Source organism: Lentzea sp. (assembly GCF_035525475.1).
Taxonomy (GTDB): domain Bacteria; phylum Actinomycetota; class Actinomycetes; order Mycobacteriales; family Pseudonocardiaceae; genus Lentzea.
In genome coordinates this window covers 38874-64298 of the sequence record NZ_DATLEC010000063.1, presented here as the reverse complement: position 1 = coordinate 64298, position 25425 = coordinate 38874, and the positions used below count along the sequence as shown (strand labels likewise).

Here is a 25425-nt window from a genome sequence, read left to right as displayed (position 1 = left end):
GGTCCCGCCGAGCCCAAGGCCAAGGACTTCGCTTTCGTGCGTCGTCCCAGCTATCACCCGTCGGTGGTGCACGATTACATCAAGAAGAAGGTACGTCAGTTCCGCAAGTCGCAGGACTTTTCCACGTACCAGGCATGGTTGTGGCTTCTCGTCGGAATGTACCTGAAACATCGCATCTACAACCACATGCCCATCGACAAGATTTACGACGACAACAGTAGGATCTGAGATGCCCAAACGGACCGACCTCAAACGCATTCTCCTCATCGGTTCGGGCCCGATCGTCATCGGTCAGGCGTGCGAGTTCGACTACTCCGGTACGCAGGCGTGCCGGGTGCTGCGGGAGGAGGGCATCAGGGTCAGCCTGGTGAACTCGAACCCGGCGACGATCATGACGGACCCGGAGTTCGCGGACGCCACGTACATCGAGCCGATCACGGCCGAGTTCGTGGAGAAGGTGATCGCGCAGGAGCGCCCGGACGCCGTCCTCGCGACCCTGGGCGGCCAGACCGCGCTGAACACGGCCATCGCGCTGCACGAACGCGGTGTGCTGGAGAAGTTCGACGTCGAGCTGATCGGCGCGAACGTCGACGCGATCCAGCGCGGCGAGGACCGGCAGATGTTCAAGGACATCGTGCGCAAGATCGGCGCCGAGGTCCCGCGCTCCGCTGTGTGCAAGACGATGGACGAGGTCCGCGAGACCGTCGCCGAGCTGGGGCTGCCGGTCGTCATCCGGCCGTCGTTCACCATGGGCGGCCTGGGTTCGGGCATGGCGTACACGCCGGACGAGCTGGAGCGCCTCGCGTCCATCGGCCTGGAGGAGTCCCCGGTCACCGAGGTGCTCATCGAGGAGAGCGTGCTCGGGTGGAAGGAGTACGAGCTCGAGCTGATGCGCGACCGCAACGACAACGTCGTCGTCATCTGCTCGATCGAGAACATCGACCCGATGGGTGTGCACACGGGTGACTCGGTGACGGTCGCGCCGGCGATGACGCTGACCGACCGCGAGTACCAGCACATGCGCGACGTCGGCATCCAGGTCATCCGCGAGGTCGGCGTCGACACCGGTGGCTGCAACATCCAGTTCGCGATCCAGCCCGAGACCGGCCGCATGGTCGTCATCGAGATGAACCCGCGCGTGTCGCGGTCGTCGGCGCTGGCGTCCAAGGCGACGGGCTTCCCGATCGCCAAGATCGCCGCGAAGCTCGCCATCGGCTACACGCTCGACGAGATCACCAACGACATCACGGGCGAGACCCCGGCGTCGTTCGAGCCGTCGCTCGACTACGTGGTCGTGAAGGCGCCGCGGTTCGCGTTCGAGAAGTTCCCCGGCGCGGACCCGACGCTGACGACGACGATGAAGTCGGTCGGCGAGGCCATGTCCATCGGCCGCAACTTCGTGGAGGCGCTGGGCAAGGCGCTGCGGTCGCTGGAGACCAAGTCGGTCGGGTTCTGGACCCAGCCCGACCCCGAGGGCGTCACGCTGGCCTCCACCCTCAAGCAGCTGGAACGTGGCCACGACGGTCGGCTGTACACGGTCGAGCGCGCGCTGCGGCTCGGTGCGTCCATCGAGGACGTCCACAACGCCTCGGGGATCGACCCGTGGTTCATCGAGCAGATCGCCTGGCTCGGCACGCTGCGGCAGGAGCTGCTGGACGCCCCGGTGCTCGACGAGCCGTTGCTGCGCAAGGCGAAGCGGGCGGGCCTGTCCGACCGGCAGATCGCCGCGCTGCGGCCGGAGCTGGCCGGTGAGGACGGCGTGCGGACGCTGCGGCACCGCCTCGGCGTGCGTCCCGTCTACAAGACGGTCGACACCTGCGCGGCGGAGTTCAAGTCCGAGACGCCATACCACTACTCCGCCTACGAGCTCGACCCGGACGCCGAGTCGGAGGTGGCCGAGCAGCGGGAGAAGCCGAAGGTGCTGATCCTCGGCTCCGGCCCGAACCGCATCGGCCAGGGCATCGAGTTCGACTACTCGTGCGTGCACGCGGCGATGGCGCTGCGGGAGGCCGGGTACGAGACCGTCATGGTCAACTGCAACCCGGAGACGGTGTCGACGGACTACGACACCTCCGACCGCCTGTACTTCGAGCCGCTGACGTTCGAGGACGTGCTGGAGGTCGTGCACTCCGAGCAGCGCTCCGGCGAGGTCGTCGGCGTGATCGTCCAGCTGGGCGGCCAGACGCCGCTGGGCCTCGCGAAGCGCCTGTCCGACGCCGGCGTGCCCGTGGTGGGCACGACGCCGGAGGCGATCCACCTCGCCGAGGACCGCGGCCAGTTCGGCAAGGTGCTGACCGAGGCCGGGCTGCCCGCGCCGAAGTTCGGCACCGCCACGTCGTTCGGCGAGGCCAAGGAGATCGCCGACGAGATCGGCTACCCGGTCCTCGTGCGGCCGTCCTACGTGCTCGGCGGCCGCGGCATGGAGATCGTGTACGACGAGGAGTCGCTGTCGGGCTACATCGCCCGCGCGACCGAGGTGACGCCCGAGCACCCGGTGCTGGTCGACCGGTTCCTCGACGACGCCATCGAGATCGACGTCGACGCGCTGTGCGACGGCGACGAGGTGTTCATCGGCGGTGTGATGGAACACATCGAGGAAGCCGGTGTCCACTCGGGAGACTCCTCCTGCGCGCTGCCGCCGATCACGCTGGGCGCCTCCGACATCGAGAACGTCCGCCGCTCCACCGAGGCCATCGCCAAGGGCATCGGCGTCAAGGGGCTCCTGAACGTCCAGTACGCGTTGAAGGACGACGTGCTGTACGTCCTGGAGGCGAACCCGCGTGCGTCGCGCACGGTGCCGTTCGTGTCCAAGGCGACCGCGGTCTCGATGGCCAAGGCCGCCTCCCGCGTGATGCTCGGCGCCACGATCGCGGAGCTGCGCGCCGAGGGCCTGCTGCCGGCCACCGGCGACGGTGCCCGCCTGCCGGAGCACGCGCCCGTCGCGGTGAAGGAGGCGGTCATGCAGTTCCACCGCTTCCGCACGCCGGAAGGCCACGGCGTGGACTCGTTGCTGGGCCCGGAGATGAAGTCGACCGGCGAGGTCATGGGCATCGACTCGTCGTTCGGCAAGGCGTTCGCGAAGTCCCAGACCGCCTCGTACGGCTCGCTTCCCACGTCCGGCAAGGTGTTCGTGTCGTTCGCGAACCGCGACAAGCGCGCGATGATCTTCCCGGTCAAGCGCCTGGCCGACCTCGGGTTCCAGATCCTCGCGACCTCCGGCACCGCGGAGGTGCTCAAGCGCAACGGGATCGCGTGCACCGAGGTGCGCAAGCACTTCGAGGGCGAGGGCAACGTCGTCGACATGATCCTGGCCGGTGAGATCGACATGATCTTCAACACGCCGTACGGCAACAGCGGCCCGCGCATCGACGGCTACGAGATCCGCACCGCCGCTGTGGCCAAGGACATCCCGTGCGTCACCACGATCCAGGGCGCCGCCGCGGCCGTGCACGGCATCGAGGCGATGATCCGCGGTGACATCGGCGTGCAGCCGCTGCAGGCGCTCCAGGCCGCCCTGCGAGGTGACGCGTGACGTTCGGGGACAGGCTCACGAAGGCCGTCGAGGCGCACGGACCCCTGTGCGTCGGGATCGACCCCCACCCGAGCCTGCTCGACGCGTGGGGCCTCCCCAGGACCGCGGAGGGCCTCGAACGGTTCGCCCTGACGGCCGTGGAGGCGTTCGGCGGCAGGGTGTCGATGGTGAAGCCGCAGGCGGCGTTCTTCGAGGCCTACGGGTCACGTGGCGTCGCCGTGCTGGAGCGGGTGGTCGCGGACCTGCGCGACTCCGGCACGCTGGTGCTGGTGGACGCCAAGCGGGGCGACATCGGGTCGACCATGGCCGCCTACGCCGAGGCGTACCTGGGCGAGGGCTCGCCGCTGGCCGGTGACGCCGTGACGCTGTCGCCGTTCCTCGGCTTCGGGTCGCTGCAGCCCGCGCTCGACACGGCACGGGCGAACGGCCGGGGCGTGTTCGTGCTCGCGCTCACCTCCAACCCCGAGGGGGCGGAGGTCCAGCGCGCGGTTGCTCCGGACGGGCGAACCGTGGCGCAGACGATCATCGATTTCGCCGCGGTTCGAAATTCCGGCATTTCCCCGTGCGGCGATGTCGGTCTCGTCGTGGGCGCCACGATCAGGGAAACGGATGTGGACCTCTCCGGGTTCAACGGACCGGTTCTGGCGCCCGGTTTCGGCGCTCAGGGCGGCTCGGTGGCAGATCTAAAACGGCTCTTCGGACACGACATGCGCAACGTCTTGCCGACTTCTTCACGAGATGTTCTCCGGCATGGTCCTGACGTGTCTTCGCTGGTCAGCGCCGTGCGGAAGGTCCAGGGGAGCCTGTAGAACGGGGGCGCGCCACGACTTTTGGGGTGTGGCGCGCTCACCTGGGCAAACATGTGTTGGTAGGGTCCACGCCACCGGCTGCCCCGCTGGTCACCGGCCTCATAGCACACGTAACGTGGGCGACGAGTTGCCGGAGGCAGTGATCAGGCCGCCGGAGGGTGTTGGTACTACTACCACCCGCCGCATCACTCATGACCGCTGAAGATTTCTTGACTGGGTCGCGTTGTACTCAGGCAATTGCGGTCGGTACGGTCGCGGCACCGATCCGAAAAGAATCCACACCACGGAGGAAATCGTGGCTCTTCCCCAGCTTACCGAGGAGCAGCGAGCCGCAGCGCTGGAGAAGGCTGCTGCCGCTCGTCGCGCTCGGGCTGAGCTCAAGGAGCGCCTCAAGCGCGGCGGCACGACCCTGACGGACGTGCTCAAGGCCGCCGAGAGCGACGAGGTCCTGGGCAAGATGAAGGTGTCCGCGCTGCTCGAGGCCCTGCCGGGCGTCGGCAAGGTGCGCGCGCAGCAGATCATGGAGCGCCTCGAGATCGCTCCCAGCCGTCGCCTGCGCGGTCTCGGTGACCGTCAGCGCAAGGCCCTGCTCTCCGAGTTCAGCGGAGAGTGATTGGCACCGAGGCGGGAACGGGCTCTGCCCGTTCCCGCCTCACCGTCTTGTCCGGGCCGTCCGGCGTTGGCAAGTCCAGCGTCCTGGCGGAGCTGCGCAGGCAGCAACCCGATGTGTACTTCTCCGTCTCGGCGACCACCAGGAAGCCGAGGCCGGGCGAGGTCGACGGAGTGCACTACCACTTCGTCGACCACGAGAAGTTCCAGCAGATGGTGGACGCCGGCGAGTTCCTCGAACACGCCGAGTTCGCCGGAAACCGCTACGGAACCCCTCGCAGGCCCGTCGAAGAAGCTCTGGCCACCGGTCGCCCCGCCCTGCTGGAGATCGAGCTGCAGGGCGCTAGGCAGGTCCGCGTGGCGATGCCGGAAGCCCAGCTGGTCATGCTGATGCCCCCGTCCTGGGAGCACCTGGTCGACCGGCTGACCGGCAGAGGAACCGAACATCCGGACGTCGTCGAACGCCGCCTCGAGATCGCTCGCGAGGAGCTGGCGGCCGAGAAGGAGTTCGACGAGGTCGTCGTGAACGCCGACGTGCAGTCGGCCGCCGCCGACTTGCTATCCTTGATGGTCGGACCACGAATCCCAGGAGTTTGACAAGTGATCACCCACACCGAGCTCGGTCATCTGACCGGTTCCCCGGAGGGCATCACCAACCCGCCGATCGACGACCTGCTTGAGCAGGTGAGCTCGAAGTACGCGTTGGTGATCTACGCAGCGAAGCGTGCCCGCCAGATCAACGACTACTACGCGCAGCTCGGCGAGGGCCTGCTCGAGTACGTCGGCCCGCTCGTCGAGCCGGGTCCGCGTGAGAAGCCCCTCTCCATCGCTCTCCGGGAGATCCACGCCGGTCTCCTCGAGCACGTTGAGGGCGAATGACCGTCGAAGACGCCGGGTGAGATGTGCCTGCGGAAAGCGCAGGCCGCCGCGCCTTCGAGTGTCCTGTGGGGGCCGAGCCCCCACACCCCACGTCGGGGCCGAGGCCCCGCGTCGTTCCACCTCCGGGTTCGCCCCGGACCCCCAGCGGGGGTTCCTCCTCGCGAAGGCGTGACCCTGGCCGGTCGTTCCTCACAGGAGAGCTGTTGACTTCCGCTGCATCTGACGCTGATGCCCCCGTTCGGCCCAGGATCATCCTGGGTGTCGGCGGGGGCATCGCCGCGTACAAGGCCTGCGAGGTCCTGCGCAGGCTGACCGAGTCCGGTCACTCCGTGCGGGTCATCCCGACCGAGGGCGCGCTCAAGTTCGTAGGAGCCGCCACGTTCGAGGCGCTGTCCGGCCAGGTCGTGTCCACCGACCCGTTCCACGACGTGCACGAGGTGCCGCACGTCAAGCTCGGCCAGAACGCCGACCTGGTGGTGGTCGCGCCGGCGACCGCCAATCTCATCGCGAAGGCCGCGCACGGCCTCGCCGACGACCTGCTGACGAACACCCTGCTGACCGCGCGCTGCCCGGTCCTGCTGGTGCCCGCGATGCACACCGAGATGTGGGAGCACCCGGCCACCCAGCACAACGTGGCGCTGCTGCGCAGCCGTGGTGTCGTCGTCGCGGAACCGGCGTCCGGCCGCCTCACCGGCAAGGACACCGGCAAGGGCCGCCTGCCCGACCCCGCGGAGATCGTGGAGCTGTCCAGTCTGCTGCTAGTCCAGCGCGAGGCACTGCGGCGGACACTCGAGGGTGTGCACGTCGCGATCTCGGCAGGGGGAACCCGGGAACCACTCGACCCGGTGCGGTTCATCGGCAACCGCTCGTCCGGCAAGCAGGGCTACGCACTCGCGAGGGTGGCGGCGCAACGAGGCGCCCGCGTGACCTTGGTCGCCGGCAACACAGCGGACCTGGCCACGCCGGCCGGTGTCGACCTGGTCCGGGTCGGCTCCGCGGTGGAGCTGCGCGACGCCATGCACAAGGTCGCGGCGGACGCCGACGTCGTCGTGATGGCCGCCGCGGTGGCCGATTTCCGCCCCGTCTCGCTCGCCGGTCACAAGATCAAGAAGACCTCGGCCGACCCCGACCCGATCTCGTTGACGAAGAACCCCGACATCCTCGCGGAGCTCGTTTCGGCACGTCGGAGCGGTCAGGTCATCGTCGGGTTCGCCGCGGAGACCGGCGACGAGACGACGTCGGTGCTCGACTACGGCCGAGCCAAGCTCCAGCGCAAGGGCTGCGACCTCCTCGTGGTGAACGCGGTCGGCGACGGCAAGGCGTTCGAGCAGGAGGACAACGCCGGATGGCTGCTCTCCGCCGAGGGCGCCGAGACGCTTATCCCGCACGGACCGAAAACACAAGTGGCGTCCGTGGTGTGGGACGCGGTTACCGTTCGCTTGCCCGAGTCTCAGTAGTATTTTCCGGAGTCGAACCCGCAACGAAGGAGTGTCCGTGAGCCAGCACAGCAGCAGGCTGTTCACGAGTGAGTCGGTGACCGAGGGACACCCGGACAAGATCTGCGACGCGATCAGCGACTCGATCCTGGACGCGTTGCTCGCCAAGGACCCGCGCTCCCGCGTCGCAGTGGAGACGCTGGTGACCACGGGCCAGGTCCACGTCGCGGGTGAGGTCACGACCGAGGCTTACGCGGACATCCCGACGATCGTCCGCGAGAAGATCCTGGAGATCGGCTACGACTCGTCCGCGAAGGGCTTCGACGGCCACTCGTGCGGCGTGAACGTGGCGATCGGCGCGCAGTCCCCGGACATCGCGCAGGGCGTCGACACGGCGTTCGAGGAGCGCGTCGAGGGCGCCGCCGACGAGATCGACAAGCAGGGCGCCGGCGACCAGGGCCTGATGTTCGGCTACGCGTGCACCGACACGCCCGAGCTCATGCCGCTGCCGATCGCGCTGGCCCACCGCCTGTCCCGCCGCCTGACCGCGGTCCGCAAGGACGGCACCGTCCCGTACCTGCGCCCGGACGGCAAGACCCAGGTCACCATCGAGTACGCGGGCGACCAGCCCGTGCGCCTGGACACGGTCGTCATCTCCACGCAGCACGCCGACGGCATCGACCTCGAGAAGCTGCTCGGCGTCGACCTGCGCACGCACGTCGTGGCGCCCGAGATCGCCGAGCTGGGTCTCGACACGACCGATGTCCGGTTGCTGACCAACCCGACCGGCCGCTTCGTCATCGGCGGCCCGATGGGTGACGCCGGTCTGACCGGCCGCAAGATCATCGTCGACACCTACGGCGGCATGGCCCGCCACGGCGGCGGCGCGTTCTCCGGCAAGGACCCGTCGAAGGTCGACCGCTCCGCCGCGTACGCGATGCGGTGGGTCGCGAAGAACACCGTCGCGGCCGGTCTGGCCACCCGTGTCGAGGTCCAGGTCGCCTACGCGATCGGCAAGGCCGCGCCGGTGGGCCTGTTCGTCGAGACCTTCGGCACCGAGACCGTGGACCCGCAGAAGATCCAGCAGGCCATCGCCGAGGTGTTCGACCTCCGGCCTGCCGCGATCATCCGGGATCTCGACCTGCTGCGGCCGATTTACGCGCCGACCGCTGCTTATGGGCACTTCGGCCGTACCGATGTGGATCTGCCCTGGGAGTCCACGGATCGGGCTGAGGATCTGCGCAACGCTGCTGGGGCTTGATGCTTCTTGTTTGTGGCCCGCTTCTCCGTTGGGGGAGCGGGCCGTTTTGCGTTTCAGGGTCGCCTTGGCCGCGACTGGTCGCGTTCCAGCGTGGTTGAGTGGGCAGTTTCGACGCGGTGGGGTTCATCGCTGCTTCGCGTCGATCGCGATTGGGGCTTGACTTCGCGGCCCTTGCGAGGCGCTTCATCGGACAGCGTTGGGCTGCACCGGACTCGGTGCCCCGCAACGCGTCGATCAGACGCGTTGCGGGACACCGAGGGCGTGCGCAACGCCAGCAGCGCCAGGAGGGAGCGCTGGCGCGTATCGGCGAGGCGCAGCACGCCGCCTGGCCCGGTGACTTCGAGGGGTCCGAGCAGGCGGACATTCAGTTGGCCCACGCACGAGCGGAGTTCTCGCGGCCGCACTTGATACATAGGCCGTGAGAATTCACTGAACGCACGGGTCGAACGGACTCCGCGTGCACGAGATCTGCGCTCCGCGCGGCGAGACGTCTCCGACGGTCGCGAACGGTGTGCTGTCCACGCTGAACAACGGCGCGGCGGCGGCCGCCCTCGCCGCGCCGCCTGAGTGTGAGTGTGAACAAGGTCCTGGTCATCCGGGGCCTTTGTTCATACCAGGGTCGGTTCCGCGACACGTCGTGAGACTAGAAACTCGGTTCATGTCGCTCTCTCGTCGTGGGTTCATGGCTGCGGTCGCTGCTGCTGGTGCGGGCACTTTGCTGCCGCCGTCGGTATATGCCGCGTTGGCCCGTGAGCCTCGCGCGGGAGGGTTGCGCGCGATAAAGCACGTCGTGCTGTTGATGCAGGAGAACCGTTCGATGGACCACTACTACGGAACGCTCCGTGGTGTACGCGGGTTCTCGGACCGGAATGCGTTGCCAGGGGTGTTCAACCAGTCGGGCGTGCTGCCGTTCCCGGTGCGTGAGGCGGCATCTGGACGGGACATCCAGTACATCGGCGACCTCGACCACAGCTGGAACGGCGGGCACTCGGCGTTGCGCGGCGGGTGGAACGACAACTGGGTGCCCGCGAAGACCGCGGCGACCATGGCGTTCTACACGCGCCAGGACATCCCGTTCCACCACGAGCTGGCGGACACCTTCACGCTGTGCGACGCCTACCACTGCTCGGTGCCGTCCTCGACCGCGCCGAACCGCAACTACTGGGTGTCCGGGTACACCGGGTTCGAGCCGTCCGGCGGCCGTGCGACCGGCAACGCGGCCTACGACGAGGACAACCACACCGGGTACACGTGGAAGACCTATCCCGAACGCCTCGAGGCGGCGGGGAAGTCGTGGCGCGTCTACCAGGAGTGGGACAACTTCCAGGACAACAACCTGGAGTTCTTCGCGCGGTTCAAGGAGATCGCGCGCAAGGTGCTGCCCGCCGGGTTCAGGTCGCTCGACAAGCTCTACGGGACCGGCGACCCGGCGTTGATCGGCTCTCTCGACCTGTCCGGTCTTTCCGCCGCGGAGAAGTCGTTGTACGACAGGGGACTGCGCCGCGTGAGCCCAGGTGGTCTGGGCAAGGCGTTCCGGGAGGACGTGGAGGGCGGACGTCTTCCCGCCGTGTCGTACCTGGTGCCGTCTTCCGTGGACTCCGAACACCCCGGCGCGTCGTCGCCCGCCGCGTCCGCGTCGATCACCTACCAGGTGCTCGACGCGCTGGCGTCCAACCAGGACGTGTGGGAGTCCACGGTCCTGTTCATCACCTACGACGAGAACGACGGCTTCTACGACCATATGCCGCCGCCGCGCCCGCCGTTGTCGTTCACCGACGAGTACGTGGGCGACCGGCCGTTGGGGTTGGGTGCGCGCGTGCCGATGACCGTCGTCTCGCCGTGGTCCGTCGGCGGTTATGTGTGTTCGCAGGTGTTCGACCACACGTCGATGACGCAGTTCCTGGAGAAGTGGACCGGCGTGCGGTCGGAGGAGATCTCCGCGTGGCGCCGAACCGTCGCGGGTGACCTGACCTCGGCGTTCGACTTCGGCCGCCGCCGGACGTGGCCCGAGGTCGGCGAGCCCGCCGCGGTGCCTCCCGCCACGCCGCGCTGGCGTCCCGCGCCTCCGTCGTCGCAGAAGATGCCGGAGCAGGAACCCGGACGCCGCCGTGCGCGCGCACTGCCGTATCAACCCGATGCGTCGTTGCGCGGCTCTCGGCTGGAGATGTCGAACTCCGGTGCGTCGTCCGTGCACTTCGCGTTGTACCCGTACTCGGGACAGTTCGACGTGCCTCAGCACTTCGACGTTGCTTCGGAGGAATCCCTTGAGGTCGTGGGCGACCATGACCTCGTGTTGCTGGGGCCCAACGGTTTTCGTCGTGAGTTCGTCGGCACCTCGTCTGACCGTGCACGCGTGTCGTCGTCGTTGCGCGGATACAGCCGTGTGCTGACGTTGACGTTCGAGAACACCGGAACGACACGGCTGACGTTCGTGCTGGGACGGCGCAAGTACGTGGTGCGTCCGGGACACCGGCACGTCATCCCGTGGCTGACCGCCCTGAACTCCGGCTGGTACGACCTCACCGTGACGACGGAGGAGGAACCCCGGTTCCGCCGCCGGCTGTGCGGCCACATCGAGAACGGCCAGGAGTCGATCTCCGGCTAGCGTGTGCCCGTGGAGATCACGGGGGATGAGATCCGGCGGCGGATGATCGATCACGAATCGTTGGACCCTGGAGGACTGCGACTCGTCGGTGCGACGATCACCGGTCAGCTCGACCTGTCCGACGTCGTGGCCAAGCGTCCGCTCGTGCTCAGGGACTGCACGGCCGAGCAGCCGGTGGTCCTGGACCGCGCCCAGTTCACCGTCCTGGACCTGAGCGGGCTCGTGGCGCCGTCGCTGCGGGCGCGCGGCCTGGCCGTCGACCACCACCTCCGGCTGAGCGGTGCGCGGCTGTCCGCCGACGAGTCGGTCGACGCGCTGCACATGCGCATCGGTGGCAGCGTCTACCTGGACGAGGGTTTCCACGCGTCGGGTTCCGTGACGCTGAGCGGGTCGCAGATCGCCGCGGTGCTGATGTGCGCCGGTGCGCGCTTCGAGGCGGGGTTGTTCCTGGTGGACCTGAGGGTCGGCGACGGCATCTTCCTGTCCCAGGGGTGCGAGGTCTCCGGCGGCGGCAGGCACGCGTCCGTGCGCCTGCGCGGGACGCGCGTGGACGGGCAGCTCGTCCTGAGGGGAGGCCGGTTCAGCTCGCCCGGCGTGGCGCTCGACATGCGACACGTGCGCGTGGGCAAGGAACTGTTCATGCCGTTCGGCAGCGTCGAAGGCAAGGCGCAGCTCGAAGGCCTGACCTACGAAGGCTTACCGCGAGACGCCACAGTGGACGAATGGCTGGCGTTCCTGCCGACGCGCACACTCCGCTACTCGGCGGCACCGTGGGCCCAGCTGGCCGCCGCGCACCAGGCGGCGGGCCACGAACGCGACGTGCGGCGGATCAGGGTCGCCCAGCAACGCGACCTGCGCCGCCGTGGCAGGCTGTCGCGGTGGGGCCGTGCCTGGCACCTGGTCCGCGGCGTGACCGTCGGCCACGGCTACCGCCCCGGCCTCGCCCTGGTGTGGCTGGCCGGGGTGCTGGTGGTGTCGGTGACGGTGGTGCTGTCCTCCGGCGCCGTCCGCTGCTCGGTCGTCGAGCAGGTCGGCTACGCGCTGAACGTGGCGACACCGCTGGTCAAGGTGGACGCGGCCCGCTGCACGGTCGACGGCGCCTCGCTCACCGGCCAGGCCGTGCTGGCGTCGACGTGGCTGCTGCAGCTGCTGGCCTGGGCGTTCGCGACCCTGTTCGTGGCGGGCTTCACCGGTTTGGTGAGGCGCAACGCGTGACTGTCGGGGGTGTCTGATACACCAGGGGGCATGAGCGCGAAGACCGGAGCAAGGAAGGGGGAGCGGGTTCCCGCGGCGTCGCTGCCGGTCGCCCGGATCGTGGTGGACGTGCCCCTGGCCCACCTCGACAGGCCCTTCGACTACCTGGTCCCGTCCGAACTGGACGATGCCGCCGTCGCCGGCTGCCGGGTCCGCGTCCGGTTCGCGGGCCAGCTGGTCGACGGCTACCTCCTGGAACGCGCCGAGAGCTCCGAGTACGGCAAGAAGCTCGCCTACATCGAGAAGGTCGTGTCGCCGGAACCGGTGCTGGCGCCGGAGATCGCCGCACTGGCCCGCGCGATCGCGGACAGGTACGCGGGCGGCATGATCGACGTACTGCGCCTGGCCATCCCACCCCGCCACGCCCGAGCCGAGGCCGCCCCGTCAGGCGAACCCGCACCGCTGCCGCAGGTGCCCGCGTGGGTGGAGTCGCCGCCGGTCTCCGCCGAGCCCGCCTCGCCGGGCCCGTCGGACGCGGCGCTCGCTCCGTCAGAGGACGCCGCACCTCCCGCCGTCCCGGCCCGCCTCGTCAGTCCTGCCGCCCTCGCGGGCGCGGCAAGCGGCGCAGAGCCGGCCGATCCCGCGACCACCGCCGCCGGTGCCGCCGCTGCCCTCGCTGACCCTGCCGCCGCTGACTCCGGTGCCGCCGCTGCCTTCGCTGACTCCGCCGACCCTGCCGCCTCAGCTGTCCTCGCCGACGCGGCCGATCCCGCCGACGCTGACTCTGCAGCCGCTGCTCACCCCGCTGCTGCTGACCGCGCCGTCTCCGCTGACCTTGCCGCCCACGGTGCCTTCGCTGCCCCCGCCGACGCCGCCGATCCCACTGGCTCGGCTGCCCCTGCAGGCTCGGTCGGCCTCGCGAATCCCGCCGCCCTCGCCGGCGCCGCAGCTGTCTCCGTCCCGACCGGCCTCGCTTCCCCAGACGGTCCCGCGAACTCTGCCGCCCCTGACGCCGCCGCCCCCGCCGCTGCCGCCGCCGACCCCGCCGCCGCCCCCGCCGCTGCCGCCGCTGCAGCCCCCGACGCTGCCGCCGCCGACACCGATCCCGTCGCCGCCACCCCTGCCGACTCGGCCACCCCCGTGGACCCAGCCGACCCTGCGTCGCCCACCCCCCGCCCCGAGTCCGCCGCCCCACCCGCGGAGTCCTCACCAGCCGCCCCGGCCTCCGAGCAGCCGGCCGACCTCCCCGCCCGGTCCCCGCTGCCCGCCGTCCCCGCCGACGCCTGGTCCCGCTACCCCCGCGGCCCCAAGTACCTCGAAGCACTGCGCGAAGGCCGCCCCGCCCACGCTGTCTGGCAGGCCCTGCCCTCCGAGGACTGGCCCGCCCGCCTCGCGGAAGCGGCGGCCGCCGTCGCCTCGACCGGGCGTGGCGTGGTCATAGTCGTGCCGGACCACCGCGACTCGGCTCGCGTGACCGAGGCGTGCAGCAGGCTGATCGAAGGCGTGGTGACGCTGTCGGCCGACCTCGGGCCGTCGGAGCGCTACAAGCGTTGGCTGTCCGTGCGCCGTGGCGTGGCACGGGTCGTGGTGGGTACGCGGGCGACGGCGTTCGCGCCGGTAGTGGATCCCGGACTGCTGATCGTGTGGGACGACGGCGACGACCTGCACGTCGAGCAGCGTTCGCCTTACCCGAACGTGCGCGACGTGCTGGTGCAGCGCGCGCACATGAGCGGGGCCGCGTTGCTGATCGCCGGGTTCGCCCGCACTGCCGAGGCCCAGCTGCTCGTCGAGACGGGCTGGGCGCACGAGATCGTGGCGTCGCGCGAGACGCTCAGGGCCGTCGCGCCGCGGGTGGTGTCGGTGGGCGACAACGAGTGGCAGGACGTCAAGGACCCGGCTGCCCGCACGGCCCGGTTGCCGTCCATCGCCTTCGACGCCGCTCGCTTCGCCCTCACCGACTCGCCGGTGCTGATCCAGGTTCCGCGGCGCGGGTACGTGCCGGCGCTCGCCTGCGGGCAGTGTCGCGGGCCTGCGCGGTGCCGCCGGTGTGCGGGGCCGTTGGCGTTGCCCGGTGGCACCGAGGACGGGGTGCCGAAGCCCGCGTACTGCCGGTGGTGCGCGGCGACGGAGGCGGCGTTCCGGTGTCCCGCGTGCGGTTCGCGCAGGCTGCGCGGGCAGGTCATCGGGGCCCGGCGCACCGCGGAGGAGCTCGGGAGGGCTTTTCCCGGGTATCCCGTGCGGACCAGCGGCGCGGACGAGGTGCTGACCAGGGTGCCCGGCAAGCCCGCGCTGGTGGTGGCGACGCCGGGGGCCGAACCCGTGGCCGAGGGCGGGTACGGCGCGGTGCTGCTGCTCGACGGCTGGGCGTTGCTGGGGCGGGCCGACCTCAGGGCGTCCGAGGAGACGCTCCGGCGGTGGATGACGGCGGCGGGCCTCGTGCGGCCGGGCAACGGGCGTGTGGTCGTCATCGCGGACTCAAGCCTCACGCCCGTGCAGGCCCTCGTGCGGTGGGACCCGGTGTGGCACGCCGCCACGGAGCTCGCCGCGCGCACCGAGCTGGGGTTCCCGCCCGCGGTGCGGATGGCGACGGTCGACGGCACGCCGGACGCTGTCAACGCCCTGCTCGACGAGCTGCACCTGCCGCCCACCGGCGAGATCCTCGGGCCGGTGCCGCTGGGCGAGGACGAGTCGAAGGAACGGGCGCTGGTGCGGGTCGCGCGCAGCGAGGGACGTCAGCTGGCGGCCGTGCTCGCCGAGGCGCAGTCGGTGCGGACGGCGCGCAAGGAACAGGACCTGGTGCGCATCAAGCTCGACCCGCTCGAGGTCCTCTGACCGCGGGCCTCAGCTCTCGTAGTGGGAGCGCAGGCCCGCGATGTGCTCGCGGATGTCCTCGTCGGTGAGCTTCTCGTACCCGAGGTACTCGGACATGTAGGCCATCAGCTCGGCGCGGTCGGGGTGCTCCTCGGTCGCGATCACGTGCGCCGTCGTGCCCGCGATGCCCGCAGGGAACAGCAGGAAGCCGTCGAGGCCCGCCATCGTGTCGAAGGAGGCGTTCTTGGCCTCCCAGAGCGTCCAGACGTCCTCCTCGCGGCCGCACTCGGCGAGCAGCAGCGCCGCGAGGCCCATCGCCTCGCTCAGGCCCCAGCCCTCGCGGTGGGCGGCCGTCTCGGCGGCGAGCAGGTGGCGCAGCAGGTCGGCGTCGCCCTCACGCCGTTCGCGCAGCAGGAGGTGCAGCGCCTCCTCGCGGTCCGCCTCGTCCAGCGGGGTGTTCGCGAAATCCGTTCGCAACCGGTCAAGATCAATCGACACGCCCGCACCTTATGTCTTCCTCAAGGGGTGTTGCCATCCGGTCGCAACGGAGTAGAAGTTTCCGCATGTTGCGAACGGTTGCCGCACTGACGCTCTCCGTCGTACTGGTCGTTCCTGCCCAGGCAGGAGCGGCGGAACCGCCACCGCGCGTCCCTGAGCAGGTCGGGTGGGGCGGCGCGGTCTCCAGTGTCGACCCCGACGCGTCCCAGATCGGCATCGACGTGCTCCGCCGCGGCGGCAACGCCGTCGACGCCGCCGTCGCCACGGCCGCCGCTCTCGGCGTCACCGACCCCTTCTCCGCGGGCATCGGCGGCGGCGGGTTCTTCGTCCACTACGACGCCCGCACCGGTCGCGTGTCCACTTTGGACGGCCGTGAGACCGCCCCGCGTTCCGCCACCGACCAGCTCTTCGTCGAGAACGGCACGCCCCTGCCGTTCGCCGAGGCGATGACGAGCGGCCTGTCCGTCGGCGTCCCCGGCACCCCCAGGACGTGGCAGCTCGCGCTGCGCAAGTGGGGCACGCTGAACCTGCGCGAGGCCATGGCGCCCGCGGAGGCGTTGGCACGGCGCGGGTTCGTCGTCGACAAGACGTTCAACACGCAGATCACGAACAACGCCGCCCGGTTCGCCGACTTCACCTCCACCCGCGACCTCTACCTGCCGGGCGGCCAGCCGCCCGCCGTCGGCAGCACGTTCCGCAACCCGCAGCTCGCCGACACCTACCGCGAGCTGGCCCGCACCGAGCTCGCGTCCCTCTACGGCGGCGCGGTCGGCCGTGATCTGGTGAACGCCGTGCGGAAGCCGCCGGTCGTGCCCGGCTCCACCCGGAACGTCCGCGCCGGCGACATGAAGCTCTCCGACCTGACCCGCTACCAGGTCGAACGCCGCGACCCGACGCGCACGAGCTACCGCGGCCTCGACGTCTACGGCATGGCCGCGCCGTCGTCCGGCGGCACGACCGTCGGCGAGGCGCTCAACATCCTCGAGTCGACCGACCTCTCCAAGGTCTCCGACGTCGAGTACCTGCACCGCTTCATCGAGTCGACGAAGCTCGCGTTCGCCGACCGCCTGCGCTGGGTCGGCGACCCGGCCTTCTCCCGCGTGCCGACCGAGGGCCTGCTCTCGCAGAAGTTCGCCGACAGCCGCGCGTGCCTGATCAAGCCCGACGCCGTGCTGCCCGCCCCGCAGCCCGCCGCCGACCCGCGCGACCCGCAGGCGTGCCAGGCCACCGCGGGCATCTCGGCGCTGCGCGAGGACGCCGAACGCACCACGCACCTCACGGTCGCCGACCGCTGGGGCAACGTCGTCGCCTACACCCTGACCATCGAGGCCGAGGGCGGCAGCGGCATCGTCGTGCCGGGCCGCGGCTTCCTGCTGAACAACGAGCTCACCGACTTCGAGTTCGTCGCCCCGACCCCCGGCGTCCCGCACCCGAACCTGCCCGGTCCTGGCAAGCGCCCGCGGTCGTCGATGGCGCCGACCATCGTCCTCGACCACGGCAAGGTCGTCCTGGCCGTCGGCTCACCGGGCGGCTCCACCATCCTCACCACGGTCACCCAGATCCTGACCGGACGCCTGGACCGCAAACTGTCCCTGCTGGACGCCGTGGCGGCCCCGCGCGCCTCCCAGCGCAACGCCGCCACCACCCCGGCCGAGGCCGAGTTCCTCGCCGCCACGACCACGGCGGGCCTGCAGGCCATCGGCCACAAGTTCAGCCAGAACGCCGAGATCGGCGCCGCCACGGCCGTCGAACGGGCCTCGGACGGCCGCTGGCGCGCGGTGGCCGAACCGACCCGGCGCGGGGGAGGCGCGGCCCGCGTGGTGAAGGTGGGCTGAGCTCGTCCCTTTCCGCTTGACCGGCTGGAGTGCGGGCTTCCGCGCTCCAGCCGTCCTTTGTGGACCGACTCGTCCGCCGGTTCCCTCGCATGTCAGACCCTCCGACTAGAATTGAAACTGGGGGAACCCGGCCTGGTCCGTGTGTGTGTTGGGCGCTATTTGTTCGTGCGTCCGTCGATGCGTTCGCGGATGAGGTCGGCGTGACCGTTGTGCTGCGCGTACTCCTCGATCAGGTGGATGTAGAGCCACCGCACCGACATCTCGCCGACCCGTTCGTGCACGAAGGTGTCGTCGAGCTCGCGAGTGGCCGCCGCGGCGCGGGCCTCGGCCATCTCGGCGACGAGCTCGGCGTACTCCGTCTCGGCCCGTGCGGGGTCCAAATCCTCGAAGGCGCCGTCCAGGTTGCCCGGTGTGCGGTAGCGGGTCTTGACGTCCTGGCCGGCCAGGCGGACCCGGAACCACATGCGCTCGACATCGGCCAGGTGGCGGATCAGGCCGAGCAGCGTCAGGGTCGACGGCTGGACGGAGGCCGCGGCGAGTTGGTCGCCGGTGAGGCCCGCGCAGTTGTGCAGGAACGTGGCTCGATGGCGGTCGAGCCACGCCTCCAGCATCGGGCGTTCCGCGCCCAGGACGGGTTCATCGATCACGTCTACGTGCGGTGCGGTCCACGTCATGGACCCATGACTAGCCGATGCCGCCCTCGTAGACGATCTCTTTATCGGCGTTGCGGTCGCATCAGCCTCACGACCTGGAGGTGTCCACCTTCCGGCCGAGTGTCGCACCCGATCTTCCCACCTCAGACCGACCACAGGTCGATACCGCCAGCCGATGTGCGTTGACCTGCGCGAACGGCACAGTTGAGACCATGACGACGACCACTGTCTCCCACGCCCCGGCAGCCCACCTCGACTTCCACGCGCTGCTGCGCCCCGTGCTGACGGCCCTGCGGTTCATCGGCCACTTCGCCGTGGCGCTGGTGGGCGTGATCTTCCTCGGCAGCGCGTCCGAGCACTGACCGCGCTCCTCGTAGACTGGACTCCAGTCCACCACGAGGAGCACTGCGTGACCGTCCAACCCATCCGCCTGTTCGGCGACCCCGTGCTGCGCACCCCCGCTGTCGAGGTCGTCGACTTCGACAAGGAACTGCGCACCCTGGTCAAGGACCTGTGGGACTCGATGCAGGACGCGGCCGGAGCGGGACTCGCCGCGCCGCAGCTCGGCGTGGGACTGCGCGTGTTCACCTACCACTGCGACGGCTTCGCGGGACACCTCGTCAACCCCACCTGGGAGGTGGTCGGCGACGAGATGCAGGACGGCTCCGAGGGCTGCCTGTCCATCCCCGGCATGTCGTGGGACTGCAAGCGCCACCTGCACGTCGTGGCCAAGGGCTGGAACATGCACGGCGAGCCGATCGAGGTCGAGGGCACCGAGACCCTGGCGCGCTGCATCCAGCACGAGACCGACCACCTCGACGGGGTGCTTTTCCTCGACCGCCTCGACGCCGAGACGCGCAAGCAGGCCATGAAAGAAATCCGGCGCGCCGACTGGTTCGACGGTACGGTTCCCGCCTTGAAGCAGAGCCCCCACCCACTCTTCGGCAGGTCCAGCTGACCATGCGACTCGTGTTCGCCGGTACGCCCGAGGCCGCACTTCCCTCGCTGCGCGCCTTCATCGACTCCCCGCGCCACGACGTCGTCGCCGTGGTCACCCGCCCCGACGCCCCCTCCGGCCGGGGCCGCAAGCTCGAGCGCTCCCCGGTGGCCGCGCTCGCCGACGAGCACGGCATCGAGGTGCTGACGCCCGCGAAGGCGGGCGACCCCGAGTTCCTGGACCGCCTGCGCGCGCTGGAACCCGACCTCTGCCCGGTCGTCGCCTACGGCAACCTGCTGCCGCAGCGGACCTTGGACGTGCCGAAGCACGGCTGGGTCAACCTCCACTTCTCCGTCCTGCCCGCGTGGCGCGGCGCCGCGCCGGTGCAGGCCGCCGTGCGCAACGGCGACGACATCACGGGCGCGTCGACGTTCCGGATCGTGAAGGAGCTCGACGCCGGCCCGGTGTTCGGCGTCGTGACCGAGAAGGTGCGCGACCGCGACACCTCCGGCGACCTCCTCACCCGCCTCTCGATCTCGGGCGCGGATCTCCTGCTGTCCACTGTGGATGGCATCGAGGACGGCACGCTGCGCGCCGTCGAGCAGCCCTCCGACGGCGTCACCTACGCCGCCAAGATCAGCGTCGACGACGCGCGCCTCGACTTCACCACGCCCGCCGTCGCGGTGGACCGCCTGGCGCGCGCCGTGACGCCCGAGCCCGGCGCGTGGGCGGAGTTCCGCGGCGAGCGCCTGAAGCTCGGCCCCGTCACACCCGTGGACGACGTGACGCTGCCCGCGGGCGAGGTGCTCGTCGAACGCAAGCGCGTGCTGGTGGGCACGGCGACCACCGCCGTGGCGCTCGGTGAGGTCCAGGCGCAGGGCAAGAAGCGGATGGCCGCCACCGACTGGGCCCGCGGCGTGCGGGTCGAGGCGGGGGAGCGCGTCGTATGAGGCGTTCCGCCACGCAGGCGTGCGGCATCGCCGCACCTGCCCGGAAGCAGACAGGAACGGTTCCGACGCGCGCCAGCCGGGCGCGTGGCCGCGATGTGACGCCCGCCTGGTTGGCGGCGGCACACAGCGGTGGTACGACGGTCGGCCGGTCTTCGGCCGACACGAACTTGGCGCGCGTTGTCCGTGCCGTGGCAGGGGAGCTCGAAGTAGTGGAGTACAGCGCATGACCAACTACTCGCGGGGCGCCTCCAAGCCGTCGCGGCCGAGCAGGCCGCACCCGCCGCGCCGGCGCACTGGACCCACCCGGCCGCCCGTGGAGGACCCGGCGCGTCTTGCCGCGCTGGAGACGTTGCGGGCCGTGCGGCAGCGCGACGCGTACGCGAACCTCGTGTTGCCGAAGCTGCTTCGCGAGCGTCGCATCACCGGCCGTGACGCGGCCCTCGCCACCGAACTCGCCTACGGCGCGTCGCGGGCGCAGGGTTTGCTCGACGCCGTCATCGAGGCGTGCTCGGACCGCCCGCTGTCCGAAGTGGACGGCTCGGCACTCGACGCGCTGCGGCTCGGCACCTACCAGCTGCTGCGCACGCGAATTCCGTCGCACGCGGCGGTCGCCTCGACCGTCGACCTCGTGCGGGCCGAGGTCGGATCCGGCATCGCGGGCTTCGTCAACGCCATCCTGCGCCGGGTCGCGGAGCAGGACGAGGCGGCGTGGGTCGACGAGCTCGCACCCGACCCGGACACCGACCCCATCGGCAACCTCGCCTTCACCCACGCGCACCCGCGCTGGATCGCGCAAGCGTTCGCGGAGGCTCTGGGCAGCCGCGACGAGCCGTTGAAGCAGGCCCTGAACGCCGACGACACCCGTCCGGCCGTGCACCTGGTGGCACGGCCTGGCGAGGTGAGCGCCGCCGAGCTCGCCGCCATCACAGGCGGCGACGTGGCGCCTTACTCGCCCTACGGCGTGCACCTGGAAGCCGGGGCGGGCGACCCGGGCGATCTCGAGCCCGTCCGGGAACGCCTCGCCCACGTGCAGGACGAGGGCAGCCAGCTGTGCGCCTTGGCCCTCGCGCGCGCGCCTCTGGAAGGCACCGACGACCGCTGGCTGGACCTCTGCGCCGGTCCTGGTGGGAAGGCCGCCCTGCTGGCCGCACTGGTGGGCCTCGAGGGCGGCGAGCTGATCGCCGTCGAGAAGGCACCCCACCGCGCCGAGCTCGTGCGCAAGATCACCTCAGGCCTGCCGGTGACCGTGCACGAGGCCGATGGCCGCGAGACCGACTTCCTGGAAGGAGCGTTCGACCGGGTTCTGGTCGACGCGCCCTGCACCGGTCTCGGTGCACTGCGCAGGCGCCCGGAGGCGCGGTGGAGGCGCCAGCCCACCGACGTCGCCACGCTCACGAAGCTGCAGCGGGAGCTGCTCACCGAGGCGTTGCGACTGGTGCGTCCTGGCGGCGTCGTGGGTTATGTCGTGTGCTCACCTCATCTCTCGGAGACCGTCGGGATCGTGACGGACGTCGTCGGGAAGACCGGGGCCGAGGTGCTGGACACGCGCGAGCTCTTCCCCGGAGTTCCGGACCTCGGGGACGGGCCGCACGTGCAGCTCTGGCCGCACCTGCACGGAACCGACGCGATGTTCTGCGCGGTGCTGCGACGTCCTGTTTGAGCGCTCGGGAAAGACGTTAGCGATGGGGTCCGACAGTGTCGGGCCCCATCGGTCTGTACTGGGGCGCAACGGGATCGAGGTTCACCGGTTCGGGTGACGGCGCTCGCCTGTGGGGATCGAGAACCGGTGGGGCGTGCCACGAAGAGGCGCCGCGCGGAACGAGGGCGTTGTGGGCGGCCGGGTGTGGCCAGCGGCTTCGGCCACAGCGTGGCCGGTCGGACGCGCAGGAGGCGACCGATCCGGCCGGGGTGCGACGAAGACGGCGGGGACGCGGTCTGGCTGGGCAGCGCGGTCCGGGTGAGCGCGGTCGGGTGAGCGCGGTCGGGTGAGCGACGCGGAAACGACCGGAGGCGGTGCGGCTCATCACGGCAGGAGCGGCTGGGACAGTGCGGTCCGGGCTGAGCGTCCGGTGTGGACGAGTCGACGGCACGAGGGCCGGGCGAGCCCGCACGAGGCCTCGCCCGGCCGCTCACATCAGGAGCTCAGCACGTGCAGCTGAGCCGGTCGGCCGAAGCGGTTGCCCACCGCGTACACCCAGCGGCCGCCGGGACCCCAGGCCAGGCTGGCCAGGTGCAGGTCCGGCACCTCGTACGAGCGGGACTCGTCGAGCGAACCCGACGGGTAGATGCGCACGGACGTGTCGTCGTTGATGCCCGCGGCGAGCGCGCCCGAGTCGGCGCTCGTCGACACCGCCACCGGGTAGGGGCCGGTGTTGTAGCTGCCGCGCACGGCGAGGGTGTCGCTCGTGTACGACTGGATCTGGTACGGCGCGCCGCCTGCCACGTGGACCTGGCTGCCGTCCTTCGAGAACTCGACGTCGGCCAGGTTGCTGCCCGCGTCGCGCGAGGCCTGCACGGCGAGGCCGTCGCCCTCCTCGCGCAGCACCACCAGTCCGGACGGGGACAGGCTCGGCTGGCCGGCCGCCAGCAGACCGGGCCTGGCGGGGGTCGTCGCGAGCTGCTGCGGGCTGTAGTGGCCGGACACGAGGCCCGTGCGGGCGTCCGTGCCGTCGAGCGCCACGCGGCCGATGCCGCCGCCCCAGGTGTCGCAGCCGTAGCTGAAGTACAGGCGGTTGTCGGTGATCGCCAGGTCGGACGGGCACACCTCGCCGACCGGGTACCGCGTCCGCTCGGTCAGCGTCAGCGTGTCCAGGGCGGCGATCGCGCCGAACTGGGACAGGGCGACGTAGACCGTGCCGCCGTCCGGGCTCAGCGCCAGACCCGTGGCGCCGGGCAGGTTCGACAGCTTGGTGACCGCGTTGCCGGACAGGTCCGTGACGGCCACGGCGTTGTCGATCTTGCTGCTCACGAACACGTGACCGAGCGTCGGGTCGACCACGATGTCCGAGAACGACGCCAGCGCCAGCGCCACGGTGCGCTGCGGCGGCTCGGCCACAGCGGGTGAGGCGGTGGCCGCCACCAGGGCGGCCGTGATCGCGGTGGCGGTGAGCCACCGGCTTCGGTTGTGCATCTTGCTCCCCTCAGTGCGCGGATGAACACCCGCGGTGGGGACGTTATCGACGGGGTCTGACAATTCAGACCGCCTAACATCGCAGCGGTGACTACGCGTGGATTGCTCGGATTGGTCGCTTCCGGTTGCGGCGGTGTGGAGTCGTGGTTCCGCACCGAGCTCGCCGAGCCGGCGGTACGACGGGGCTGGCGGCTCGCCATCACGCTGACGCCCACCGTGGTGCCGTGGTTCGAGGAAGCAGGAGAGCTCGACGAGCTCCAGGCGCTCACCGACCTCGCGATCCGCTGGAAGCCGCGGCTGCCGAGCCGGCCCAAGCCGTACCCGACGCCCGACGCGTTCGTGTTCGCCCCCGCCAGCGCCAACTCCACGGCCAAGCTGGCGCTCGGCATCAGCGACAACCAGGCGCTGACCGCCCTGAACGAGGCCATCGGCGTCGAGGGCTGCAAGGTCGTCGTCATGCCCCAGGCCAACGCCGACCAGCGCCGTCACCCGATGTGGGAGACGCACGTCACGACGCTCACCAATGCGGGTGTCGTCGTGGCCGCCGACGTGGCTCCCGGCAGGCTGCTCGACCTGCTGGACACCTAGACTTCACCCTCGTGGTCCACACGCCGATGATCGCCCCCAGCATCCTGTCCGCCGACTTCGCGCGCCTCGCCGACGAGCTCGCCGCGGTGCCCACCTCGGACTGGATCCACGTCGACGTCATGGACAACCACTTCGTGCCGAACCTGACTCTCGGCCTGCCCGTGGTGAAGTCGTTGCTGAAGGTCACCGACATCCCGGTCGACTGCCACCTCATGATCGAGGACCCGGACCGCTGGGCCGTCGGGTACGCGGAGGCGGGCGCGCACAACGTGACCGTGCACGTCGAGGCGGCCAACGACCCCGTAGGCCTGGCCAGGAACCTGAAGGCCGCGGGCAGCAGGGCGGGCCTGAGCATCAAGCCGGGCACCCCGCTGGAGCCGTACGTCGAGGTCCTCAAGCACTACGACACGCTGCTCGTCATGTCGGTCGAGCCCGGCTTCGGCGGCCAGAGCTTCATGGCCGAGGTGCTGGACAAGGTCCGCCAGGCCCGCCACCTCGTCGACACCGGGCACCTCAAGCTGCTCGTGGAGATCGACGGCGGCATCAACGCCGACACGATCGAGCAGGCCGCACAGGCCGGTGTGGACTGCTTCGTCGCGGGCTCCGCCGTGTACGACGCCGCCGACCCGGGCAAGGCCGTCGAGGCACTGCGCGCCCAGGCGGCCCGCGCCCAGGCGGCCGGTACCCCGTGACACCCGAGGACGCGATGGCCCTCGCCATCGCGGAGAGCGAGCGGGTGCGGGGCACCACGAGCCCCAACCCGCCGGTCGGTTGCGTCGTCCTGGACGAAAGCGGCGAAGCGGTCGGCTTCGGCGCCACCCAGCCGGTCGGTGGCCCGCACGCCGAGGTCATGGCCCTCAAAGAAGCCGGCACGAAAGCACAGGGCGGCACGGCCGTGGTCACCCTCGAGCCGTGTGCGCACTACGGCCGCACGCCGCCGTGCACCGAAGCGCTCCTGGAAGCGGGCATCAAGCACGTTGTCCACGCCGTCAGCGACCCGAACCCGCGAGCGGCCGGTGGTGCCGAGGTTCTCCGCCATTCCGGTATCACGGTCGAGAGCGGCCTGCTAGAACAGGAAGTCAGCCGAGGACCCCTCCGGGCGTGGCTGCACTACGCGCGCACGGGACGTCCACACGTCACGTGGAAGTACGCGGCGTCGCTCGACGGACGGATCGCGGCGCAGGACGGCACCAGCCGGTGGATCAGCTCGGAGACCTCCCGCAAGGAGGTGCACGACATGCGCGCGAAGCTGGACGCCATCGTCGTGGGCAGCGGCACGGTCCGGAAGGACGACCCCGCTCTCACGGCCAGGGACGCCGGCGGAATTCCGCTGGCCCGTCAGCCGTTGCCGGTGGTCGTGGGCATGAGCGACCTGCCACGCGGGGCCAAGCTCCAGCACACGGCGCTGCACCTGCGCACGCACGTCCCGGACGAGGTCCTGGACGCGCTCGCCGCGCAAGGGGTGGTCGACGTGCTGCTGGAAGGCGGACCCACGCTGGCCGGCGCGTTCATCAGCGCGGGCAGGGTGGACCGCGTGCTCGCCTACATAGCGCCCGCACTGCTCGGGGACGGTCCCGCGGCGGTGCTGGGAGCAGGCGTGTCAACCATCACGGACGCTGTCCGGTTGACCGTCGAAGACGTCACCATGAGCGGGCCGGACGTGCGGATCAGCGCGGTCCCGCGAACTTAGGAGGAGCG

The 25425-nt window shown here is 70.6% G+C and carries 22 protein-coding genes; 19 read left to right on the top strand and 3 right to left on the bottom strand.

Annotated features, from left to right (window positions below; genetic code table 11):
• The 11 genes from VM306_RS11080 to VM306_RS11030 form a co-directional block, all read left to right on the top strand.
• Window positions 1-228, top strand: a 228-nt coding sequence (locus VM306_RS11080; RefSeq protein ID WP_325513774.1) for a hypothetical protein, incomplete at its 5' end; no start/stop codon positions are given.
• A gap of 1 nt (window position 229) precedes the next feature.
• Window positions 230-3532, top strand: a complete 3303-nt coding sequence (carB, locus tag VM306_RS11075) for a carbamoyl-phosphate synthase large subunit (protein ID WP_325513772.1) — start codon at window positions 230-232, stop codon at window positions 3530-3532.
• A complete protein-coding gene (pyrF, locus tag VM306_RS11070) occupies window positions 3529-4341 on the top strand; it encodes an orotidine-5'-phosphate decarboxylase (protein ID WP_325513770.1) in 813 nt (270 codons plus the stop codon). The genes carB and pyrF overlap by 4 nt, the downstream gene beginning before the upstream one ends.
• A 295-nt stretch (window positions 4342-4636) precedes the next feature.
• Window positions 4637-4954, top strand: a complete 318-nt coding sequence (gene mihF, locus VM306_RS11065; RefSeq protein ID WP_030471603.1) for an integration host factor, actinobacterial type — start codon at window positions 4637-4639, stop codon at window positions 4952-4954.
• Window positions 4951-5547, top strand: coding sequence for a guanylate kinase (gmk, locus tag VM306_RS11060; RefSeq protein ID WP_325513768.1), 597 nt, complete (start codon window positions 4951-4953; stop codon window positions 5545-5547). The genes mihF and gmk overlap by 4 nt, the downstream gene beginning before the upstream one ends.
• A gap of 3 nt (window positions 5548-5550) precedes the next feature.
• Window positions 5551-5829, top strand: coding sequence for a DNA-directed RNA polymerase subunit omega (rpoZ, locus tag VM306_RS11055; RefSeq protein WP_325513766.1), 279 nt, complete (start codon window positions 5551-5553; stop codon window positions 5827-5829).
• Between the two features lie 203 nt (window positions 5830-6032).
• A complete protein-coding gene (gene coaBC / locus VM306_RS11050) occupies window positions 6033-7286 on the top strand; it encodes a bifunctional phosphopantothenoylcysteine decarboxylase/phosphopantothenate--cysteine ligase CoaBC (protein ID WP_325513764.1) in 1254 nt (417 codons plus the stop codon).
• A gap of 37 nt (window positions 7287-7323) precedes the next feature.
• Entirely contained in the window at window positions 7324-8526 is a 1203-nt protein-coding gene (gene metK, locus VM306_RS11045; protein WP_325513762.1) for a methionine adenosyltransferase, read from the top strand.
• A 658-nt stretch (window positions 8527-9184) separates the two neighbouring features.
• Window positions 9185-11131: a phosphocholine-specific phospholipase C gene (locus VM306_RS11040; protein WP_325513760.1), complete on the top strand. Its 1947-nt coding sequence runs from the start codon at window positions 9185-9187 to the stop codon at window positions 11129-11131.
• Between the two features lie 9 nt (window positions 11132-11140).
• Window positions 11141-12346 carry a hypothetical protein gene (locus tag VM306_RS11035; RefSeq protein WP_325513758.1) on the top strand — a complete coding sequence of 402 codons (1206 nt, stop codon included), beginning with the start codon at window positions 11141-11143 and terminating at the stop codon, window positions 12344-12346.
• A 30-nt stretch (window positions 12347-12376) separates the two neighbouring features.
• Window positions 12377-15157, top strand: coding sequence for a hypothetical protein (locus VM306_RS11030; protein ID WP_325513756.1), 2781 nt, complete (start codon window positions 12377-12379; stop codon window positions 15155-15157).
• A gap of 9 nt (window positions 15158-15166) precedes the next feature.
• Here the strand turns inward: VM306_RS11030 and VM306_RS11025 are convergent, their stop codons facing one another.
• Window positions 15167-15634 carry a hypothetical protein gene (locus VM306_RS11025; protein WP_325513754.1) on the bottom strand — a complete coding sequence of 156 codons (468 nt, stop codon included), beginning with the start codon at window positions 15632-15634 and terminating at the stop codon, window positions 15167-15169.
• Window positions 15635-15699: 65 nt separating this feature from the next.
• Here VM306_RS11025 and ggt point away from each other — a divergent pair, with 65 nt between their 5' ends.
• Window positions 15700-17469 carry a gamma-glutamyltransferase gene (gene ggt, locus VM306_RS11020; RefSeq protein WP_325513751.1) on the top strand — a complete coding sequence of 590 codons (1770 nt, stop codon included), beginning with the start codon at window positions 15700-15702 and terminating at the stop codon, window positions 17467-17469.
• Between the two features lie 155 nt (window positions 17470-17624).
• Here the strand turns inward: ggt and VM306_RS11015 are convergent, their stop codons facing one another.
• A complete protein-coding gene (locus VM306_RS11015; protein WP_325513749.1) occupies window positions 17625-18116 on the bottom strand; it encodes a DinB family protein in 492 nt (163 codons plus the stop codon).
• Between the two features lie 218 nt (window positions 18117-18334).
• Between VM306_RS11015 and VM306_RS11010 the strand changes: the two genes are divergently transcribed.
• From VM306_RS11010 to VM306_RS10995, 4 genes are all read left to right on the top strand, one after another.
• The gene (locus VM306_RS11010; RefSeq protein WP_325513747.1) at window positions 18335-18484 is read left to right on the top strand and encodes a hypothetical protein; all 150 of its coding nucleotides are present in this window, start codon (window positions 18335-18337) and stop codon (window positions 18482-18484) included.
• A gap of 47 nt (window positions 18485-18531) precedes the next feature.
• Window positions 18532-19080, top strand: a complete 549-nt coding sequence (def, locus tag VM306_RS11005; protein ID WP_325513744.1) for a peptide deformylase — start codon at window positions 18532-18534, stop codon at window positions 19078-19080.
• A gap of 2 nt (window positions 19081-19082) precedes the next feature.
• Complete coding sequence (fmt, locus tag VM306_RS11000) at window positions 19083-20009, top strand: methionyl-tRNA formyltransferase (RefSeq protein ID WP_325513741.1); 927 nt, start codon at window positions 19083-19085, stop codon at window positions 20007-20009.
• A 223-nt stretch (window positions 20010-20232) separates the two neighbouring features.
• Window positions 20233-21669, top strand: coding sequence for an RsmB/NOP family class I SAM-dependent RNA methyltransferase (locus tag VM306_RS10995; protein ID WP_325513737.1), 1437 nt, complete (start codon window positions 20233-20235; stop codon window positions 21667-21669).
• Window positions 21670-22143: 474 nt separating this feature from the next.
• On the opposite strand, the gene VM306_RS10990 is transcribed toward VM306_RS10995, so the two are convergent.
• Window positions 22144-23139: a hypothetical protein gene (locus VM306_RS10990; RefSeq protein ID WP_325513733.1), complete on the bottom strand. Its 996-nt coding sequence runs from the start codon at window positions 23137-23139 to the stop codon at window positions 22144-22146.
• A gap of 87 nt (window positions 23140-23226) precedes the next feature.
• Here VM306_RS10990 and VM306_RS10985 point away from each other — a divergent pair, with 87 nt between their 5' ends.
• From VM306_RS10985 to ribD, 3 genes are read left to right on the top strand one after another with little or no spacing between them, the layout of a single operon-like run.
• On the top strand, window positions 23227-23727 hold the full coding sequence (locus VM306_RS10985) for a flavoprotein (RefSeq protein WP_325513729.1): 501 nt from the start codon (window positions 23227-23229) through the stop codon (window positions 23725-23727).
• A 26-nt stretch (window positions 23728-23753) separates the two neighbouring features.
• Entirely contained in the window at window positions 23754-24419 is a 666-nt protein-coding gene (rpe, locus tag VM306_RS10980) for a ribulose-phosphate 3-epimerase (RefSeq protein ID WP_325513780.1), read from the top strand.
• A 14-nt stretch (window positions 24420-24433) separates the two neighbouring features.
• Window positions 24434-25417: a bifunctional diaminohydroxyphosphoribosylaminopyrimidine deaminase/5-amino-6-(5-phosphoribosylamino)uracil reductase RibD gene (gene ribD, locus VM306_RS10975; RefSeq protein WP_325513778.1), complete on the top strand. Its 984-nt coding sequence runs from the start codon at window positions 24434-24436 to the stop codon at window positions 25415-25417.
• Window positions 25418-25425: the final 8 nt, after the last annotated feature.

Coding starts and splice junctions, on each gene's coding strand:
- carB (WP_325513772.1), top strand. CDS start 230: ATGCCCAAACGGACCGACCTCAAACGCATTCTCCTCATCGGTTCGGGC.
- VM306_RS11040 (WP_325513760.1), top strand. CDS start 9,185: ATGTCGCTCTCTCGTCGTGGGTTCATGGCTGCGGTCGCTGCTGCTGGT.
- VM306_RS11030 (WP_325513756.1), top strand. CDS start 12,377: ATGAGCGCGAAGACCGGAGCAAGGAAGGGGGAGCGGGTTCCCGCGGCG.
- ggt (WP_325513751.1), top strand. CDS start 15,700: ATGTTGCGAACGGTTGCCGCACTGACGCTCTCCGTCGTACTGGTCGTT.
- VM306_RS11010 (WP_325513747.1), top strand. CDS start 18,335: ATGACGACGACCACTGTCTCCCACGCCCCGGCAGCCCACCTCGACTTC.
- fmt (WP_325513741.1), top strand. CDS start 19,083: ATGCGACTCGTGTTCGCCGGTACGCCCGAGGCCGCACTTCCCTCGCTG.
- VM306_RS10995 (WP_325513737.1), top strand. CDS start 20,233: ATGACCAACTACTCGCGGGGCGCCTCCAAGCCGTCGCGGCCGAGCAGG.
- VM306_RS10990 (WP_325513733.1), bottom strand. CDS start 23,139: ATGCACAACCGAAGCCGGTGGCTCACCGCCACCGCGATCACGGCCGCC.
- rpe (WP_325513780.1), top strand. CDS start 23,754: ATGATCGCCCCCAGCATCCTGTCCGCCGACTTCGCGCGCCTCGCCGAC.
- ribD (WP_325513778.1), top strand. CDS start 24,434: ATGGCCCTCGCCATCGCGGAGAGCGAGCGGGTGCGGGGCACCACGAGC.